At 41.2% G+C, this 20,637-nt stretch carries 13 protein-coding genes and 1 pseudogene; 11 read left to right on the top strand and 3 right to left on the bottom strand.

The window, feature by feature from the left end; all coding sequences use genetic code 11:
* The first annotated feature begins 80 nt into the window (after positions 1–80).
* The 3 genes from ACE1CC_RS21715 to ACE1CC_RS21705 are packed head-to-tail and all read left to right on the top strand — an operon-like array spanning position 81 to position 3,683.
* On the top strand, positions 81–320 hold the full coding sequence (locus ACE1CC_RS21715) for a hypothetical protein (RefSeq protein WP_413272521.1): 240 nt from the start codon (positions 81–83) through the stop codon (positions 318–320).
* A gap of 5 nt (positions 321–325) precedes the next feature.
* Positions 326–811, top strand: a complete 486-nt coding sequence (locus ACE1CC_RS21710) for a DUF3368 domain-containing protein (protein WP_413272520.1) — start codon at positions 326–328, stop codon at positions 809–811.
* 55 nt (positions 812–866) lie between these two features.
* Entirely contained in the window at positions 867–3,683 is a 2,817-nt protein-coding gene (locus ACE1CC_RS21705; protein ID WP_413272519.1) for a DUF1156 domain-containing protein, read from the top strand.
* 99 nt (positions 3,684–3,782) lie between these two features.
* On the opposite strand, the gene ACE1CC_RS21700 is transcribed toward ACE1CC_RS21705, so the two are convergent.
* A complete protein-coding gene (locus tag ACE1CC_RS21700) occupies positions 3,783–4,271 on the bottom strand; it encodes a DUF29 domain-containing protein (protein ID WP_413261383.1) in 489 nt (162 codons plus the stop codon).
* A gap of 125 nt (positions 4,272–4,396) precedes the next feature.
* Here ACE1CC_RS21700 and ACE1CC_RS21695 point away from each other — a divergent pair, with 125 nt between their 5' ends.
* Genes ACE1CC_RS21695 through ACE1CC_RS21685 form a run of 3 tightly spaced genes read left to right on the top strand, consistent with a single transcriptional unit; the run spans position 4,397 to position 8,370 of the window.
* Positions 4,397–4,963: a zeta toxin family protein gene (locus ACE1CC_RS21695; protein ID WP_413261384.1), complete on the top strand. Its 567-nt coding sequence runs from the start codon at positions 4,397–4,399 to the stop codon at positions 4,961–4,963.
* Between the two features lie 3 nt (positions 4,964–4,966).
* Entirely contained in the window at positions 4,967–5,137 is a 171-nt protein-coding gene (locus ACE1CC_RS21690; RefSeq protein WP_413261385.1) for a hypothetical protein, read from the top strand.
* Between the two features lie 47 nt (positions 5,138–5,184).
* On the top strand, positions 5,185–8,370 hold the full coding sequence (locus ACE1CC_RS21685; RefSeq protein ID WP_413272518.1) for a helicase-related protein: 3,186 nt from the start codon (positions 5,185–5,187) through the stop codon (positions 8,368–8,370).
* Between the two features lie 64 nt (positions 8,371–8,434).
* On the opposite strand, the gene ACE1CC_RS21680 is transcribed toward ACE1CC_RS21685, so the two are convergent.
* The gene (locus ACE1CC_RS21680) at positions 8,435–12,409 is read right to left on the bottom strand and encodes an NACHT C-terminal alpha/beta 1 domain-containing protein (protein WP_413272517.1); all 3,975 of its coding nucleotides are present in this window, start codon (positions 12,407–12,409) and stop codon (positions 8,435–8,437) included.
* Positions 12,410–12,573: 164 nt separating this feature from the next.
* Between ACE1CC_RS21680 and ACE1CC_RS21675 the strand changes: the two genes are divergently transcribed.
* Positions 12,574–13,098 (top strand): LabA-like NYN domain-containing protein, encoded by a 525-nt coding sequence (locus ACE1CC_RS21675; protein ID WP_413272516.1) that lies wholly within the window; start codon positions 12,574–12,576, stop codon positions 13,096–13,098.
* 168 nt (positions 13,099–13,266) lie between these two features.
* Here ACE1CC_RS21675 and ACE1CC_RS36895 read toward each other — a convergent pair.
* Positions 13,267–13,395 (bottom strand): annotated as a pseudogene (locus ACE1CC_RS36895) (DEAD/DEAH box helicase); the annotation flags it as partial.
* A 227-nt stretch (positions 13,396–13,622) separates the two neighbouring features.
* On the opposite strand from ACE1CC_RS36895, the gene ACE1CC_RS21665 reads away from it, so the two are divergent.
* From ACE1CC_RS21665 to ACE1CC_RS21650, 4 genes are read left to right on the top strand one after another with little or no spacing between them, the layout of a single operon-like run.
* Positions 13,623–14,285, top strand: a complete 663-nt coding sequence (locus ACE1CC_RS21665) for a vWA domain-containing protein (protein ID WP_413272514.1) — start codon at positions 13,623–13,625, stop codon at positions 14,283–14,285.
* Between the two features lie 14 nt (positions 14,286–14,299).
* On the top strand, positions 14,300–15,700 hold the full coding sequence (locus ACE1CC_RS21660) for a protein kinase domain-containing protein (RefSeq protein WP_413272513.1): 1,401 nt from the start codon (positions 14,300–14,302) through the stop codon (positions 15,698–15,700).
* Positions 15,697–18,945, top strand: coding sequence for a DEAD/DEAH box helicase (locus ACE1CC_RS21655; RefSeq protein WP_413272512.1), 3,249 nt, complete (start codon positions 15,697–15,699; stop codon positions 18,943–18,945). Before ACE1CC_RS21660 ends, ACE1CC_RS21655 begins: the two co-directional genes overlap by 4 nt.
* Positions 18,932–20,620, top strand: a complete 1,689-nt coding sequence (locus ACE1CC_RS21650) for a hypothetical protein (RefSeq protein WP_413272511.1) — start codon at positions 18,932–18,934, stop codon at positions 20,618–20,620. The genes ACE1CC_RS21655 and ACE1CC_RS21650 overlap by 14 nt, the downstream gene beginning before the upstream one ends.
* Positions 20,621–20,637 lie beyond the last annotated feature (17 nt).

Below are 20,637 nucleotides of genomic sequence, written 5' to 3'. Positions count from 1 at the left end.
TATATCGAATCATGGGAGTGCGAGCATCTTGCTCGCTGGCGTAAAAAGGTTTATCCTCTAGAATTAAGCCCAAAAGAAAAATGACTACAACAACACCTTTACAAGAAATAGCGGAAAATTTACCAATATTTACCAACCGCGAACAAAAAGAACAGTTTTTATTTGTTCTGGGAGCTTTGACAGCGCGAATAATTAGTTTGAGGAAAGCTGCTGAAGTAATGAATCTTGACTCAGAAGCATTATTGCAAATTTTAGATTTACTGGGAATTGAATTCTCCTATCTCTCTCCTGAAGATATTGAACGAGAAAAGGTTTGGTAAATATTGTGAAAATCGTAATTAACTCGTCGCCAATAATTTTTCTAGTACGCTTGCAGTTTTTAGAGTTATTTATCGAAACAAGTGATGAGTTTTATTTACCACAATCTGTCCTCACTGAGATTCAAGCAAAAAGCGATGAAATTAACCAAGCACTTGTTCCTCTAATTGCCAATCAAAAGCTTATCGTCAAAGCAACTAATTTAGCTTCTTTGTTTAACCGTCTTAATTCTAGCTTGGGACTGGGTGAATCAGAAACAATCGCTCTAGCAACGGAACTGCAAGCAGATTTTGTAATCTTGGACGACTTAGCTGCGCGGAAAGCAGCACTCACTTTAGGGCTAAATGTTAAAGGAACTTTAGCAATTCTCAAAAAGTTGGCTCAAGAGGGTAAAATTGAAATGGTTGATAAAAATTATTTTTATCAAAAATTACTCAGCATTAATTTTAGGATTTCTCGTTCTATCTTTGATGCTGTTTTTTCAGACCCGTAATCAATTAGTTAGCGGTTAACAGCTAACCGTTAACCGTTAACAAATAACAATTAACATGAACCCATCCAAACGCCCCCCAGTTTTCATCGAAAAAATTATGCCAGTAGAACTGCTCAACGAGCAAGTTTATTACGAACATGGTGGAAACCCATTTAAGGGACTGCATCGCTGGTATTCGCGCAAACCTTTATCTTTTTCTCGCGCTTCCGTGTTGGGTTCGATTTTGCCAGCAGATGTGACGATGGAAGAGTTTAAATATCTGTTAGGTTTGGAACCGGGAAAAGAGGTAAAACTCTACAAAACGCCGCCGTCTTCGGTGCGAATTCAGAAGGTGCAGGATTATTGCGAGAAAGTTTGGGGAACTCGCACACCGACGATTTTAGATGCGTTTGCGGGTGGGGGAAGTATTCCGTTTGAGGCGGCGAGATATGGGTTAAATGTATTAGCTTCTGATTTGAATCCTGTGGCGGTGGTGACGATGAAAGCGGCGATGGAATATCCGCTGAAATTTGGGCCTGATTTGCAGGAGGATATTGATAAATGGGTGAAGTGGGTAGGGGATGAAGCGGAGAAAAGATTAGCCCAGTTTTTCCCTTCTTTACCGGGGGAAACGGTGCAGAATTATTTATGGGCGCATACGGTTGTTTGTCCGAGTTGTGAGTCAGTTGTTCCGTTGAGTCCGAATTGGTGGTTGAGTAAAACTAGCAATTATGCTGGGAAGAGACAAGAGAGAAAAGTCACAAGTAATTGGTATGCAGTGAAACCAATTCCTAACCTTGAGAAGAAGCGAGTTGATTTTGAATTGGTTAAGGGAAGAAAAGGGAAAGGAACAACAATTGTAACTGATGAGGGTGAGTATGATCCAGATATGATGATTACAATCAACAGAGGTGATGGTAAATGCTTCTGTTGCGGACATTTAGTTGAAAGCAATTATATCGATGGAAAACTATTGGCAAATAATTTTGATTATTTACTTTACGCGGTTGCTTATAAAAAAGGAGCAAGTAACTTAGAATTTAGGTTGCCCAATAAATTAGATATAGAAAGCATTGAAAAAGTCAAAATCTTTATAGAAACCTATGAGGATTCAGGTTTGCTTCCAAATGAGCCACTTTTGCAAGGTCAAGATACTAGATGCTATAACCGAGGGATCAGAAGTTGGAATCAACTTTTTAACCCGCGTCAGCTTTTAACCCTTATAACTTATGTTGAAATTCTTAATGAAGCTAAAGCGTTAATGCAAGCTGATTATGAGTCAGAAAAAGCAGAAGCGATAAGCACTTATTTAGCTTTAGTACTCGATAGATGTATTGATGTAAATTGTCGGCTAGCTCATGTTAATACAATGGGTCCCAAAATAGAAGGTGCTTCAGGACAACATACTTTAAACTTAATTTGGAATTATCCAGAAGTTAATGGTAGTTTACGTTTATGGCAGTGGTGTGCTGAAAAAGTTGTATCAGATTATCCAAGCCTTTGTGGATTATTCGGTACAAAACCTCACTCAACAGGTTTACCAGGAATTGAACAATACGACCCCAAAACCATACAAATTGAAGCAGCATCAGCCGATAGCTTGTATCACATTCCTGATAACTCAATCGATGCCGTTATCACAGACCCACCTTACTATGCCACCATTCAATATGCTGAACTTTCAGACTTCTTCTATGTCTGGCTAAAACGCACATTAGGCGACATTTTCCCCAACCTATTCTATTTAGAACTCACCGACAAAGACCGAGAAGCCGTAGCCAACCCGTCCCGCTTCCGCAACATGGGCGAATCTCCAGAAATCCTCGCCAATCGAGACTACGAAGCAAAAATGGCACTCGCTTTCGCCGAATATTATCGCGTTTTGCGAGACGACGGCGTAATGACCGTTCAATTCAACCACAAAGAGTCCGGCGCGTGGGATGTCCTCGCCAAATCCCTCATCGATGCAGGCTTTGAGATTACCGCATCATGGGCCGTCAGCACCGAAAACCCGCAAAACCTGCACCAAGCCCAGAAAAACTCCGTCTCCAGTACCGTCCTTTTAGTTTGCCGCAAACGCGACCCCAACGCCGAACAAGCTTGGTGGGATGACTTGCGCCCCGAAGTCGCCAACCTCGTCGAACAACGCGCCCCGGAATTTGAAGCCAACGACATCACCGGAATAGACCTTTACCTCAGCGCCTTTGGCCCCGCCTTAAACGTTTTCAGCCGTTCCTACCCCATCCTCGACAGTAGCGGCGAAGAAGTCCGCCCCGAAGTCGCCTTCGCCGAAGCCCGAAAAGCCATAGCTTCCTACCGCTTCCGCAAACTCGCCCAAACCGACACCGCCGGGTTTGACCCCTTAACCCAATGGTATCTCCTCGCCTGGGATGCCTTCCGCGCCAGAGAGTTCCCCTTCGATGAAGCCAGACAACTCGCTTTAGCCATTGGCGGTTTCAACGTTTCCGACTTAGCCAAAACCTACAAACTTCTCGACTCCGCCAGCGGTACTTGCAAATTCCTCACCCCCCAACAACGCTTCAAAAAACGCGCCTTTTCCATCAACGAACAGGAATTTTCTGCCCGCTATTTAGTCGATGGACTCCATGCGATTATCGCCATTTATTTAGAAGAAGAAAGCATCCAACCCGTCCGCCGTTTTATGAAAGCTACCGGGTTAGTCAGCAACGATATGTTCATGCGAACAATTGAAGTCGCGCTGAAAGTAATTCCCCGAATTGGAGATGAAAAGAAACGCATCCCAGAAGAAAAAGCCTTGTTAGATTTGTGGTTAGCAATGGATGAAATTAAGGCGAAAGTTGTGGTGGAACAATTAGAGTTACCGTTGCAATACGGACAATTGAGTTTGGATTTAGATTTGGGTGACGGTTAACAGTTAACTATTAGACCTCTCCAAAAAAGATTGTAGAGACGTTGAATGCAACGTCTCTACAAAGGTTTCAGACAACGCAACTTTAATTTCTGGAGAGGTCTATTCAATATTTTCGGTATCATTGCTCTGTGAAGGTAAAAAATCAGCATTAAGTACTTCTTCCACAGTAAAGGGAGACTCAGGGGGAAATATTTCAATAGATAAACCTGTTTCAGCTGCGGCTAGTTTCCTAGCATTTTGATAAGATTCATTAAAAATCTCTTCAAAAAAACGATATAAACTCGGACTGGTTTTGAAAGCATCTCCCAGGCGTATACGATGTTCTATAATAGTGTAGACCCAACTATTTGTTCGCTTTTCCGGCTGATATTTATACTTGAGTAAGTGCATTAAAAGTACCCTTAAATTACTTTTTAAAGCATTTTTATCGCTTTTCCCCATACTTTCCAGTTCCTCTAGTAAGTTTTCTAAATCTATTTGGGCAAATTTTCCCTCTTTTAATAAATTGATATTTGTCTGTAACCACAGATAAAAATCCTGTTCGTAAAGGGATGTTATTGCAGTTGTTATCGATTGAATATTTGTCATTTTGTTTAACTTCCTTTTTCTTCTCTACATAAGTCTAACAAATTCCCTAATTTGTTGCTATTTTATGAGAAAATATTGGCTGAGTAGTGCGAGCATCTTGCTCGCTGAGGAAAAAAGAGACAGATATGCCAAACCTTTTTATTATCGGAGGTGCAAACGGTGCGGGTAAAACAACAGCAGCCATGCAACTATTACCCAACTTCTTAGACATTTTTGAATATGTCAACGCCGATGAAATTGCTAAAGGACTTTCCCCCTTTCACCCTGAATCAGTTGCCATACAAGCAGGACGTTTAATGTTACAACGCTTAGAAACACTATCAAATGCGGGTGCTGACTTCGCCTTTGAATCCACCTTATCGGCTCGGAATTATGCCCGATTTTTAACAACCTGTAAAAATAAAGGTTATGTAATTAATTTAATTTATTTCTGGCTGCAAAGCCCAGAATTAGCTATAGAACGGGTAAGAAGACGGGTTGAAAGCGGAGGTCATAACATTCCCGAAGAAACTATCCGCCGTCGCTATGAAAGAGGACGTATTAACCTGATTGAACTATATCTGCCTTTATGTGATAAATGGATTGTTTACGATAATTCTACTTCTATTCCAGAATTAGTAGCAGAATGTCCGCTTAATTCAAATCCAATAATTTATTACCCATCTATTTGGAATAAAATTAATGAGGATTAAACCATGAAAAAAGAAACCGAAAAACTATCAGAACAAATCGACGCAGGTATTAAACAGGCAATTGCCCAAGCTATTGAAAAGCACCGAAAGCTGGGCGAATCGATTACTATTTGGCAAGATGGAAAAATTGTCACTCTTACCGCAGAAAAAATTCCAACAAAAGAGGTTAGTTAATGGTTAACTGTTAACCGCTAACAAAAACTACTTTCATCAAATAAAATATGTCTTTATATTTACGGGAACGAACTTGGCGCATTAGTTATTCTAGCAATGAAAATAACCCCATTGCTGACTTTTATATTCCCGCCTTGGAATGTGCTATTCAATATGACCGCAAATCCGGCTTTTTCAGCAGTGCTATTCTCAGTAAAGTAGCGCGTGGCTTAGGTGCAATGCTGCATCAAGAAGGACGAATGCGACTAATCATGGGTTGCCAATTTAGCCCAGAAGATTTGCAAGCTATCCAACAAGGATACGAGTTAAGAGATGCCCTTCTTACCCGCCTCGACACCGACCTTAAACCACCCGAAAATTTCGCCCAACTGAAACATTTTGAAATCCTTAGTTGGCTAATTCAAAACGGCTACCTGGATATTAAAATTGCCATTCCCCTTAAGTTAAATGGAATTCCAGAAGATAGCCACGCCCAACTAGACCCTAATCACATTTTCCATGAAAAAGTTGGTATTTTTACTGATGTCAATGGCGACCAATTAGCCTTTAGCGGTTCCAATAATGAATCCCTCGGCGGTTGGGAAAAAAACGTTGAATCTTTCCATGTTTATTGTGCTTGGGAAGAGGGACGAGAACTAGAACGAGTTCAGGAAGAAATTTTTCGTTTTGAACAACTTTGGCACAATTTAGCCCCCAACGTGCAAGTTTTTGAAGTTCCAGAAGCAGTTCAGAAAAAGTTATTACGTTATACGCCAGCGACTAAACCAACCTGGGATAAACGAGTCGAATTTGATAACAGACCTCTATCCCAAAAACCAAGTATTAGAAAATTAGATAAACCAAACAATATTGTAATTGAAGAAATAAGTAAACCAGTTGTTACAACTCTTATAAATGAACAATGTCAGCAAGAAAAATCGGGATTTGAACAACTGATTAATTTATATCAACATCCAGGCTGCTTAGACTTCTGCCTCAAGTCAATTCCTATTTCTCCTTGGCCTCACCAAATTAAAATATTACGACGAGTTGCTCAAAAATTCCCTCACAGTTTTCTAATTGCCGATGAAGTTGGTTTAGGTAAAACCATTGAAACAGGTTTAATTTTGCGTTACTTACTCGTTTCCCAAAAAGTAAAGCGAGTTCTAATTTTAGCGCCTGCTAGCGTTCAACCCCAATGGCAAGAAGAACTGCGAGAGAAATTCAACCTGCACTTTTGGAGTTACAACCAAGGTATATTTAAAGACCCCTACGGTTTACCATTAACAAATAACAATCAATCAATAATAACTAATCCCTGGAATACAACTAACCTGATTCTCGCCTCCAGTCATTTAGTGCGGCGAACTGAACGAATGCAACAACTGCTGGATGCTAATCCTTGGGACTTAATCATTTTAGATGAAGCCCACCACGCCCGTCGCAAGAGTCCGCAAAATCGCGAAGAAACCCCGAATCGATTATTAGAATTAATGCAACAACTGAAAGAAAAAACTCGCAGTTTAATTCTTCTTTCAGCTACCCCAATGCAAATTGACCCTATTGAAGTTTTTGACTTACTTAACTTATTAGGAATGCAAGGACATTGGTCTTATGGCGATAATTTCTGCAATTATTTTGCCTCTTTAACTGCATCTCCCGACCACTACAGCTTGGAATTTTGGCAACAAATGTCTACCGATTACTTTCAACGCGGTGGTCAACCTTGTTCTAGATTACAAGGATATTTAGAAAAGAGCGATCGCCTCATAGCATACCGCATCCGAGATATTTGGCAAAAAGGTCAAAAACTCGTCAATCTCAAACAATATTTAGCTGATGATTCCTTCATCACTACCTCTCGCCAATATCTCACCGTTAATACTCCCCTCAAAGATATAATGTTTCGCCACACCCGCGACACTCTACGGCAATATTACCAGCGAGGACTTTTAGACCGCGACATCCCCCGGCGCGAAGTGCAGGACAATGCGATTACCTTGGAATGCGATCGCGAAATCCCTTTATACGTGGCTGTAAGCGATTACGTGCGTCATTTCTATCGTTTAGCTCAAAAACAGAATCGCAAAGCTTTAGGCTTTTTAATGACCTTATATCGCAAGCGTTTGACCAGTTCTTTTTACGCTATTAAAGAATCATTGCAACGACGACTCGATTCTCTGATAACTGGTATGGGTTCGAGTCTAACTCAAGATGATTTCAGCGATATTGATGATGCTGATGATGCTGTAATTGAAGGTTTAGAATCCTATATGGAACCTGTAGACCCGCAAGAAATCCAATATTTAGAGGACTTACTACGGCAATTTGAAACAACAGGTGAAGATACCAAACTTTCTCATTTTATTACTATTTCGCGTCGAGAATTGAGTCAACGGGAAAGTGCGATCGTTTTTACTCAATACACCGATACGATGGATTACTTGCGAGATGCTTTACTTAAATTGTATGGTTCTCAAGTTGCTTGCTATTCTGGCAGAGGTGGCGAACTTTTGGCAGATGGTAACTGGTGTTTAGTTGCTAAAGAGGAGATTAAGCGTCGATTTAGAGAAGGTGAAATCAAAATTCTTCTGTGTACAGAATCAGCTTCCGAAGGTTTGAATTTGCAAACTTGTGGCGTACTTATTAATTACGATATGCCTTGGAATCCGATGCGAGTAGAACAGCGGATTGGTAGGATCGATCGCATCGGACAAGTTTATCCAACTGTCAGAATTCACAACTTTTATTATGATGGTACAGTAGAAGCAAAAGTGTATCGGAAATTGCGCGATCGCATCAATGCTTTCCAAACCGTTGTTGGTAATTTACAACCGATTTTAGCTTCTGTACCAACCTTTATTGAACAAGCAGCAATGAGTGCAGATCCAGAAGAAGAAGGGGTATTGCTAGCTGAATTTGAACATATTTTAGATACTCCTCCTTTGCGTCCTGCTTTAGATGAAATGGTGGCGATGGATGTTGTCGCAGACTTGGCAGAAATTTGCACTTCAATTCCTGCGTCTCCTATTCTGCCAGAAGCGATCGAGCAATTATTTACCACTTCTACATTATTAAATGCTTGCGGTGTTAAATTTGAGCAGGCGGAGGAACGTACTTGGCAACTTTTTTATCAAGGTCGTAATTACTCTGTTACCTTTTATCCAGAGGTATTTGATGAGATGTCTTCAGTACGATTGATGAGTTTCGGCGACCCGCTGTTTGAGGATTTGTTGGCAGTGGCGATGGGATGATTGAAGTAATGCGAGGTAGTGCGATCGCTTAGATGCTGCTTTGATTATCCTTAGTATTAAGGAGTTAATTTTCCAAGGTAATTGCTCTCATCCAACCCAAAATATTTTCAATTAATTTGGGTTGGTTAGGTGAGAAAGTTTGAAGCGAGTGGTTTGTTTGCGTAGATATGAGCGCGATCGCTCCTTCAAATTTGCTCAAAGCGTTAAGAAATATTTCACTCATTCCTTGCCCCGGTTGAACCGTTAGGGTTTCGTAGAAGATTAAAATGAGGAACTTTTCGCTTTCCAGCATCAACAAATCCCAATAAGCTTGAAGTTCGGGCAGAGTTTTGGGTGTACCATCTGAGCATTTAGGACAGTCTTGTTTAACCATTTCGGTGTAAATTTTTGCAGATGGATTATTTGGATCAATAAATTTACTGGTGTCAATGCAAATTAGTTGAGTATTTTGGTTCAATATGGGTTCAGTTTGAATAGTTGCTCTGAGAATTTGAGGTAGATTTACTATAAGGTTTTGGGTGATGAAAAGGTTATGCGTGGTAGAGGTTTCTAAAATTTCTGGATGAGTAGTAAGTTGATTCTGCCAAGCTTTGTAGAAATCTAGATAGGGCCTATTTTGAGCGCAGTGCCACATAACTTCATAGCTCAAACTGAAACGTTCAAAATCCTTTTTATATATTTCATTATCTAGATTGTCTATCAATTTAAAAACAGTTTCTCCTCGGATATTTTTTGGCCTATATTTCCACCTAAACTCACGAGGAGATAGGTAAGTTCTTCTTTTTTTTGTATTTAAAAGTTTAATCAAAGTATTAATTACAATTTCATTGCTTGGATCAATTAACCTTAAACTAGAAGCAGCTCTGTACAGTAGCGATTCATTCTCTGTTGTATGAATTAAATTTACCAGTGCCGATATTGCTTTTTCATTACCTTCAGCAATAATTCCTAAATATTCAATTGCCTTGATCCTTATAAATACATCATTAGTCGTATGGATGATATCTACCAGCGCAGTTATTGCTTCTTCATTACCCCGATCAATATTATTCAATGTAAGAGCTAATATCATACGATTAAATGCGTCTTCTGAAGCGTGGATAGCTTTTATTAAATTTATAATCGCTTTTTCATTTCCTATATAAACTTCTCCAATATTATTAGCTGCTTCAACAAAAAGCTTCTTGTCTTTAGTAGTCTGAATTAAACAGAAAAAACTTGTAATAGCTGTTTCATTGTTAGGCTCTATTATTGCCAAAATCTTAGATGCTTCTATACAGATATATTCATCTTCATCTGTATGAATAAGCTTTATCAAAGCGGCGATCGCTTTTTCGTTGCCTATGCCAATTTCCCCTAAGCCGATAACTGCTAACTTACGTATAAATTTCTTTTGAGAAGACTGAATCAGCCACGCAAGCAAAGAAATAATTGTTTGATTATGCTTGCCAATTTTTCCTAAGTTTTTCGCAGCTTCAAGACGAACTTGTTCATCCTTAGCCATTTGCATTAGTTGAACCAATGTTACAATTGCCCTTGGATGGCATGGATTAATTTTTCCTAAGCTTTTTGCAGCTTGTACACGCATTTTTTCATCAATAGCTCTATATGTTAGTTGTACTAATGCTGCAATCATGGTTTTATTATCTGGAGCAATTTCTTCCAAGATTTCAATTGCTTGCATACGAGTAGATTCATCATTAGAAGACTGGATAAGTCTTTCCAGTTCTATAACTACCTTGTCACTTTGCTTACTCATCTGATGCAAACTACTGATACTAAATGGGATATCATCAATATAATCATCAATATAAATGTGTATAAATTCCACAAGCAACTCGATTACTTCTTCAATGCCTGTGCCAATTTCTCCCAAAATTCTAGCAGCGTCTATCATAATTTCTCGATTTCTAGTTTTTTGGATCAGTCTCCTTAGTGTGTCGATCAATATATGATTTTCAGGGTCAATTTGTGCCAAGGTTTCAGCCAATGTCAAACAGAACTCTTCATTTTTAGTTGTCTCGATAAGTTTTTTTAAGTTCGTAATTACTTGTTGACTACCCATGCCAATTTGTACCAAGGTTTGAGATACTTGCCAATAGATATCTACAGCTTCAGCAGTTTGGAGGAGTTCCAGTAACGCTGTGATTACTCTACTGCGATCTGTTTCTAACAGTGCTAGCTTTGCCCCCTCTTCAATTGGAAAAAGATATTCTATCCACTCTTGCTTCTCATCATCAAAATACCCAAAGCACCACCTAACAATATTGGATACAATTTCATCGGCAATACTACAGCCCTTAAACTCTGCAATTCCCGCGGCTGACAGAAAATAAGCTTGATATTGATAAAACGATTCACAGTCATCTTCAAAACTAACTAATGCTCTTATAAATGCTTCCTTTTGTTCTTTTTCTAAATCCTCACGCCCTAACCATAGTAAAATTACCTCTTTCCACTGCGGCTCAAAAATACGGTAAGTACCCCGTTCAGGATTTTCGGGAACGTGATTAAAAAGATAGAGCCAATCATTAATAGCTAACGCTGCAAAATATTCCTGAAAAGTAGGATGATAGAAAGCATAAACAGGTTCATCTGGGTTTTCTTTAGCCACTCCAACCCTATTCAACCACCCTAAATTAATTGCCAAATTCGATAGTGATTCATCATATTCACCAAGTACCGAGAAAACCAAGCTACGGGTAAGCCGAAATCGAGAAGAAGGTTGAGAAATTGCCTGTTTTGCCAATTCACCCAGCGCTTGGTTCAACTCCTGTCGCTGTTTGAAAGTTGTCGGAAAATATTCTTGTTTCCATTCATAGAATACCTCAACAAATCGCTGATATAGTCCAGCCTTAGTTGATGGTAACTTTCCTTGTCGCTTCTGCCAAAAATGACACAGCAATGTCAAACGTAGGGGATTTTTCACCAAATCCTGAATTCGTTCTTTCCCGGGTTTAGACAACTCCATTTGGAGTTGTTCGCCTAACTCTGAGCAACTAGCAAACCACCGACTGATAAACTCTCCCATCTGGACTTCAGAAAAATCTAAATTACGATATATATCAAAATTGTCCAGCGCATTTTTACCCGCATCCCACACATTTAGCCGACAAGTCAGTACCACCCGTGCCGATGCTAAAAAGCCCCGTAATTGGGAAGCGATCGCTCCCAACGGGTTAAGCACTCCCATCTCATCAATCCCATCCAACAGTAGCCAAACCCTCCTACTGTTGAACAGTTCCGCTAAAGCCTTCTTCATTTCTAAAGTGACTTCCACCTCACGGAAAGCGTTTTTAAGCCAATCATTCAACAAATAGTCTTCTAGCGATCGCTTGTCCAATTCGGCTAAAGACACCAAAATCGCTACCTCGTCTTCAGTGGAATCAAACACCCAATCTGCAATCTGCTGCAACAGCGTTGTTTTTCCTGCACCCGGTTCCCCAATGATAGCGAGACGCTTACCCTGACTTTTGGGACTGTCTCCTTTAGCTAAAACTTTCTCAAAAAACTCGTTATTTTCAAACTTGCGAGTTTCTTCGTATTCTGTTGGCTGGTATAACTTTGAGCCATCTTTAGGAGAGTCCTGGCGATCGCGTTTCGGCTGTCGTTTACGTTCCACTAAACCCAGTGGGACATAAACATCCTTGTATTGAAATCTTGTACCATCCCCAGTGGTCAGCGGATTCGTTGTTAATCGGCGTTTCTCGGCAATCAGTGCTTGACATATTTCTCGCTCGATAACCACTTTTGACGTGGATGCGGAAGAGGTGTCCTGTAATTCCAATTCATCAGCATCCACAACATCTGCCAGTTTCAAGCCCAAAGCTTGAGTAATCCATTCTGCAAAAGGGATATCAACAGCTTTCCCCCCGAAAAACCGCTTAACAGTTGCGTCCGAAACACCCGCTTTTTCAGCGAGACGTTCGTAAGTTAAACGCTTACCATCATCACAGCGTTGCGAAGCCCTTGTCTGTTTCAGTTTTTGGAGTCCTAACGAGTTAGCCTGAATGCTTCTAGATTGACTGGATCGCATCATGGGATATCTGATGAATTCGTGGCGGATATCACTAGCGTAACCGCCAATGAACTTAATCTGAAAGGTCAGATTGGTTCACTTTTTCTGACCCGATCTGCTCTGGAAACGCCTATCCCTTGGCTGCAAGATTGTCACTGTAGCTGATTTCGTGATAGGTAATCGCCATGAGTTCCCCTCTCGTCCTGCAACGCCCCACCTCAATCAAACCCAACCGCGTAGCCATCTTTATCGATGCTGCCAACCTCTTCTATGCTGCCGGACACTTGGGCATTCATATTGATTACCGAAAACTCAAAAGTTACCTTACAGGTCGTCATTGCCTCACGAATGCTTATTTTTACACTGGGGTTGATTCCGCCAACCTTCAACAGCAGAGTTTCTTGTCCTGCCTGCGTCACATCGGCTATCAAGTCATCGCCAAAGAATTGGTGAAACGGGCTGACGGTTCGGTGAAAGCCAATCTCGATGTCAAAATTGCTCTGGACATGACGAAACTAGCAAACAGTTACGACACCGCAATTTTGGTTAGCGGTGACGGTGACTTAGAGTGGGTGGTAGAGGAAGTGCAAGATCAGGGGAAACGGGTGGAGGTAATTGGTTTGGGTTCCATGACCAGTTTTGCTCTGCGTCAGGTGAGCGATCGCTACATTGACCTGGCCGACATTTGCAGTAAAATTTGTTCAGTTTAGTCATTCCTATGGCACATTGGAGATAGCTGACTTATCGGAGCTATCTCCAATGTGCTACGGTAATCTATTGAGGAAGCGAGTTTTTTCCACTGTTACCTTTTAGCCTAATGGAAAATTTTCCATTTATCAAAGATGGAAAATAACAAGCACTCACCTAAAGGTTATTTTCTTCGGATAACCAAAAAGTTTAGCGATCGCTATTGTGTCAAGCATATTTATCAAGCTAGCAAAGCTCTCAGGACGACCATCGTGGGGCGTTGCTGACAACATAATCAGCGCATCAGAACAAGTGGCGAGAGTTGTGTTCAAGATAAAAGGCGATAGCCTGAGTTCTGGTACTCTGCGTTTGGCGATCGTACAAGTAGACATCTAAATTCACTCAAATTACCAAGTCAGATTTTAGTTTAGGACTAGTAATTTTGTGGAATTTAACGGGAATCATAGAAGTAGAGGAGCAATCTCCATCCTTGTAGCTAATAAAACAGCGATATGATTGCTGCTCAAAAAGCTCTATTAACACATCTATGCAAGTCAACCCTAACGATTTCCTACCACAAAGACGACCATTGCCAATTATTGTACTGGCAGATGTCAGTACCAGTATGGAGGGCGAGAAGATTGATACCCTCAATACAGCACTGGCTGAAATGCACCAGAAATTCAAAGATTTACACGATACTCGTAGTCATCTGCACGCTAGCATCATTACATTCGCCAGTAACGCTCAGCTACTTCTCCCTTTAACTCCTGTAGAAGACGTTCATCTACCTACTTTAACTGCCAGCGGCACAACATCTATGGGAGCCGCCTTCAAAATTGCTCTTCAGCTACTGGAAGATGAGCAGCAGATGCCGAAACGTTCTTATCTGCCCAGTATAGTCCTAGTTAGTGATGGTCAGCCCAATGATGAATGGGAGGAACCGCTCCAAAATCTATTAGAATCCGATCGCGGAGGACGTGCCGTTCGTCTAGCTGTTGGTATTGGTGATGATTGCGACTTTGATGTACTTAAAACTTTCGTTAACCATCCAGAAATTCCAGTTGTGCGTGCGACAGAGGTGCTTAAGTTGATGGACTTCTTTCGCTTCGTCACTATGTCAGTGATGGCACGTTCAACAGCTAGAAATCCCAATTCTTCTGGCAATTTACCGCTTCACTTGCTTAATGATGACGATTTAGAATTTTAAGTGGAGGGGTAACAGTGGTCAAATTCTCTTTTCCAAAACCGGGTGAAATTGTTCGAGATCTCGAAGGGCGACGCTACAGGCTAATTGAGCAGTTAAATGAAGGTAGACAAGGAGCCGTATTTACTACTGAGGATGCCAGTATTCTAGTAAAAGTTTGCCGACCACCGCAATCTAGACATATTGATGAAACTCGCAAACAACTTCACCTGCTAACACGACGGAAGTTAGACATAGGTTCCTTAGTATTGCCTCGCGCTGTTTTAAATGAGCCACATTTAGGCTACGTAATGGATCGAGTTCAAGATTCTATCCCCCTATCTAACTTAGTTTATCCACATCCACGCGATCGCAACCCCAACTGGCACATCTTAACAGGTGGGTTACGTCGCCGTTTAAGAATTTGCGCCGAGTTAGCCAGAGCCTTTGAGCAAATTCACCGTAATGGTTTATGTTACGTGGATTTATCCTGGCAAAACGTCCTTGTTCCATCAGATCCAACAACGACATCTATTAAACTCATCGACCCTGATAACTTAATTATTCCGGGAACCTCCTTGGCGGAAGTTATAGGGACAGAACAGTTTATTGCTCCAGAACTTTTAAAAGAGTCTCGTTTTCCTAATCATGCCTCAGATCGCTGGTCTTTGGCAGTAGCAATTTTCTACCTGTTAGTGCTAAACCATCCATTTTTTAGCGATGAAGTAATAAACGGTGAGCCAGAACTTGAGGAAATTGCTCTGCGGGGTGAGCTTCCCTTTATTTATTCTAAAGATAATTATTCTAAATCCTCTAGTCCTGGTTTACTAAGGGGGAAGGTGTTAACTCCGAGACTGCAAAAACTTTGCATCCAGGCGTTTGAACCAGGTGTTCTAGACCCTTGGGCGCGACCTTCTCCCGAAGAATGGTTAAGTGCATTAGAAGAAGCTGCCGATCGAACAGCACTTTGCCCAAAATGTAATGCTACTTCCTATTTACCAGATATCCGGGGAGCTTCACTTGTTTGTGATTGGTGTGGTGAAAAAAGCGATCGCCCTATCGAACTTGGCTTCTTTGATTCAGATCCGTCTATTGATGACTTGGATGAAGATGAAATAAGGGAACTTAAAAGAGTCAAAAAACCGCATCGCTTTGTATTAGATAAAGGGCAGAGAATGCTTCCTCAACGCTTAGTAAATGGTGATATCGAAGCTACGGGCTATGTTGCACAGTTTGGATTCAAACTCAATAGTAGCGGCGATAAAATTTATGGGCTTAAGAACCTGAGCAAAGATGTTTGGAAGACTAATAATGATAGAGAACGCCCAGAAACTTACACTAAAGGTGAAACTGTGTGTCTATTCGATCAAATGGTAATTTACTTCTCTTCAGGTGTTAGAGCAAAAGTGCGAAATCCGTTTAGGAGAGGTAAACTATGAAATTATTCGACCTGAAATTCGGCAAACTGGTAAGTGGGCGTTTTTTAGCACGACGAATTGTTGGTAGTTTTAAGCTAGGGGATGAAAAAAACTGGGAGAAACGATGGGAAGATAAAATTGTTGAATTACAGCGAATAGACGAAGATACTCTATGTTTTCAAATTGCTAACGGTAGTGACTCGGAAACAATCGTTGAACTTGAACCAAATTCGACCGATGCTAAAATACTGCTTTCAGAACTCCAATCAGGACATACTCTGATTGTCGGCTGCATTATGAAAGCAACAGACAAGCACATTGAAATTGAAGGGCGTTCCTTTAATGTACCTAACTCTGAGATTCCAGTTCAGTTAGAAGTTGCTCTCACTGATGAATTTATTGAAACAGTTGTAATGCGTAATTGGCGTAATGTGAAGAATTTTCACGATAGCAAGCGCCGCTTAGAAGAAGAATTCATTCTTGATAAATTAGGCTATTGGTTTGTAACATCAGGTGCCAAAGATCCAGAGTTTCAAAAAGGTTTTTCTGTATTAGGGAAATCTTGGTCGCTCAATTTAGCTCCTCAAGAAGATGGGCAGATTGTAGCCAAAGCAATGAAACGTCAAGGGCGTAACTTGAGCGATCGCGCTATTTATTTAATGCGCCAACCGTTAGAATTTTGTGACAAAACTGTTGCTAGCACAATGCTCTCGGCAGCTATCTCTGCTTTGAGTAAAGTTGTTCAGGAGAATGATAGTTGGATAGCCAGTTGGAAGCGGTATAATACTGAAGAAAATCGCATTTTAGAAGAGCGTTTTGGCCTGTTGTCTCCTTTAGCATACCAAGGCAGAGCAACTTTTATAGGTGACGATAGCAGTAGAAATTTACTAACTTTTGACTTAGAACGCTCTACGAACATAACGCCTTGGCTCAAACATATTTCAGGCGACGGGCTTCCTGTAACCATACAAGATAACGCAAGTATGCCTGAAGCATTATTAATAGGGTATGACCATAAAACTCATCGCCTTACTTTGGTTTGGGAAGGCGAACAAGAACCCCCCAAAACTGGAGAAATGTCTCCCTCGATGGCTCTTGAACAATCTCGAATTCAGAAGCGTGAAAAAGCACTAACTACTTTAGAAACAGCACGCTCTGGTCTTCCTTATTTAGGTCTAATTCTGGAAGGTAAATCATTTAATAGAGCAATTCCTCGTCAGAAAAAGCAACTAACTAAAGCTGCACGCAAAATTTTTGGTGAAACTGGGCCAACACCTGCTCAGGAAAAAGCATTAAGAATTGCACTGAGTACACCAGATATTGCACTGATTCAAGGGCCACCTGGAACCGGAAAAACAAGAGTTATTCAGGCATTACTGACGATGCTCAATGAAGGACGAGATCCCAGTGATGTGCTGGAAACAGTTTTAGTGACGAGTCTCCAGCATGAAGCAGTAGATAATGCGATCGCTAGCATGAGTATTGCTGGACTTCCAGTAGACAGACTAGGGGGCAAAAAAGGGGAAGACCGAGGCTCTGAAATGATTCAAGCTTGGAGAAATCAAGTTATCCAAAAAGTTCGTTCTCACCTTTCAACCGAACCATCTCCAACCCGGGTATTGATTGATCGACTTAAAGGCTACCTCTCCCATTGGCGCACCTCAGCAGGAGGACGTGAAGGAACCCGTGAAATTCTTTTAGCTTTTCGCAATGCAGCAGAACGCTTTTTATCAGTTCAGCGAATTTCTGAACTCGATCGCCTTGCGAGTACTGCCCCAGTCATTCAAAAACAAAGTCAGCCAGTAATTGAAGATCCTGATGATAGAGATGAACTAGAGCAACGACTCAATCAGCAATGTACCACAGAAGAAAGTTTTAAAGACGATGGAAATCGGCAAGCTCGACGACTGCGACGTTTCTTAGAGCCTTATTTGGATAACCTTTCACCGGATATTATTGAAGCGGTAGAAGTGGCAGTATCTTGGAACGCAAAAAATACAACTTATTCGGAACCTTGGTTATCTTTACAGAGTGCCTGCATCGGCATTCGCCAACAATTGCTGGAAATTCCTGTCACCCAAGCCATTGCTGAACAGGATATTTCTGACGTGGAAATAGAACAATGCCTCCTAGCAGCTATTGAGGAAATTGAGGCAGTTCGCGCCCAAAGCGAAGAAGGGATACAAGAAGCACTCGAACTATTTGTGCGAGATTTAGAGGAAGATCCAAATAACGTTAGGGAAGTTATTCGGAAATATGCTCCCATCCAAGCAACCAGTTGCGGACAAGCCGACTCAAAGTGGTTAGGAATGGATAATCGAACTTTCACTTTGGTTGTAGTAGATGAAGCAGCAAGAGCAAATCCCCTAGATTTACTCATACCAATGGTCAAAGGACGACGAATTATCCTAGTTGGCGATCACAAACAACTTCCCCATGTGCTGGAGCGAGAAATTGAACAGAGTTTAGCTAAAGAAGGCGATGAAAAGCTACGGGAAGTTTATGGAAAGAGTTTGTTTGAAAGACTCTGGGCATCTCTTCCTCAACAAACAGCAATAGATGGAATTGAGAGGACGGCTCAATTGACAGATCAGTTTCGGATGCACCCCACGATTGGGAAATTTGTTAGCGATCGCTTTTATACAGAAAGCCCCCTTAATTCAACCTTCGTCAAACCAGAAGCACGACCGAATTACACAGGTGCTTACAATCAAAAACCTGTTGTTTGGTTAGATGTTCCAGCTAATGAAGGAGGTGAAAATCGGGCTGGAAAATCTAGTTGGGAAAGACCTGCTGAAGTTAGCCGGATTATGGCTGAACTTCGCCTTATTTTACCTCGAATTGAAGAAAAATATCCTGACTTCGATCCAAGTCAACCCGCTGGAATGGTGGGAGTAATTGCATTTTACTCCGCTCAAGAAGAAGCACTCAAAGAGGCGATCGACGATCGGCGTAACGGTTTACCTGACCATTTAAAACAACGAGTGCGAGTTGGAACTGTCGATGCTTTTCAAGGACGCGAGTATGATGTCGTATATCTCTCCACAGTTCGTAGTAATCAGAACGAATCTGTTGAACAGCGCCTTGGCTTTACCGCATTACCCAATCGGCTTTGTGTTGCATTTAGTCGCGCTCGATGTGTCTTGATTGGAGTAGGAGATGCCACTTGTATTGCTGGGATGCGTCCTGATGGTAAACCTTGGTCTGAGCCACTAAAAGCTTTTATCGATCTCTGTAGGAGTGAGGAAGGGTATGCAGATATCTGAACGCGAAGATAACAATATGTCCCTTGAATTTGGCGACGATGAGTTACTTTTTGAGGATGAATTCATCCCCGATAATCTCATACCTTTACCTAGCAGCCCTCTATTCGGTGGAGAATCTAACGCTAGGCTAGAGCAAGGTGCGGGAATTCTCAGGTTCACTCAGCAAGAAGAAGCTCAGAATCAGAATCGAAAGACTATTTTTATTTTATGGCCTGTTTATGGATGGAGAATCGCGGCTCCTCAAATAATAACTAGGCAGCTAGATTTCCTACAACTGACTTCCCTACGTTTAGCTCGTGCTGGAGTTATACGCCATCAAGACCAAGCTGAATTAATGGGACAGCACAAAGATTGTCTCTGGAATGTGATGATGCAGTTAAAGGAGCAAAATTATCTTGATAGCAACGGTCGTCTGACAGAAACAGGCAAGAAAATTCTCAGCCAGGAAGGTGAAGCAGAAGAGGAAAGAACAAACTACGGTTGGATTTTTCAAGAAGCAACAGCCGGAGAATTACTTCCATATTTTTATACAGAAAATCTCCGTTTCGCTGACCCCCAACGCTCAGATATTACTGAAGCTTTTCAACTTCCTTGGATACGACAAAAGTCACCCTCTCCTAATGCTTCTAAGGTTATATCGGCAATAGAAACTTATCGTCGTTTGCTCAAACGAATTCAGATTGCTCAATCAACTAACGACCCGGATAATACCCAAGCCGATATCTGCGAATTTACTGATATTAGTGAACTAGATAATCTAGTACCTAATAAGAAGGACAAAGAAGCGGAACAATTAGAAAAATTTCGAGTGCGTATTCTGAGCCAGCGATCGCAACGTTTTTACTTGTTAGTTTCCTGTACAATTGAAGGCTCTTATGATGGTTTGTTCTCTCTCCGTTGTCCCTTTGGACTTCCCGATGGTTTTCGTTGGGTGCGTTTGCTAAACTTCGCCGCATCTCAATGTGAAGAGGGTAAGAAACTTGTAGAACATTTACAATCTTATAGCCGTGAAATCTGGAAGCTTAAGCAACCTCCCCATCTTGAGCCTGTTACTGTAGCACGCCAAGTTTACAATAAAGTAGCTTTGGAAATTGGACAACCTCCCAATCGTTTATGGCAGCGAGTTTGGGAAGAAATCGAACGGGTAGAACAGTCGCGATTGCTTTTGGAACGTGGATTTGATGAGGTAGATACCACCATTACGCGAATCCAAAGAGTTTTAGAACAGTTGATGATATCTTTACTACAAGTTGATTCAATTCCTAATAATATTTGGGAAGCCTATAAACGGGGGGATACTTTAAAACAATGTCTGAGAGATACAGTTCAAGCTTGTGGAATAAACGAGATTCCCGAGCGAATTTTGTGTACCAAACTAGGGGCGATTCGTAATGTTATTAATGGCGGTAAAGATTCCTTACGTCCTTATGTGGCTACATTTTTGTTGTCAGCCAGCCGAAAATCTAGCTTACATAGACGAATTCTTGAATATCTACTAGCAGAAAATCCTACTTTTTTGTTAGATGCAGATCGAATTGCTCAAAATCGCAACCAGTTCGGCGCTCATGCAGGCGGAAGCCACAACGAGCCAATCATTTTGGTTGAGGATTTAGTCGAAAAGATGTATCAAATTGTCCGTTTAGTTCTTCAAGCGTGGCGCTTGACAATCAGCTAATTATACTAAGAGGTAGA

This window comes from Floridaenema aerugineum BLCC-F46 (assembly GCF_041929345.1).
Classification (GTDB): domain Bacteria; phylum Cyanobacteriota; class Cyanobacteriia; order Cyanobacteriales; family Aerosakkonemataceae; genus Floridanema; species Floridanema aerugineum.
The sequence above is the reverse complement of the archived record's forward strand: the minus strand, read 5'-3'. Positions and strand labels throughout refer to the sequence as shown.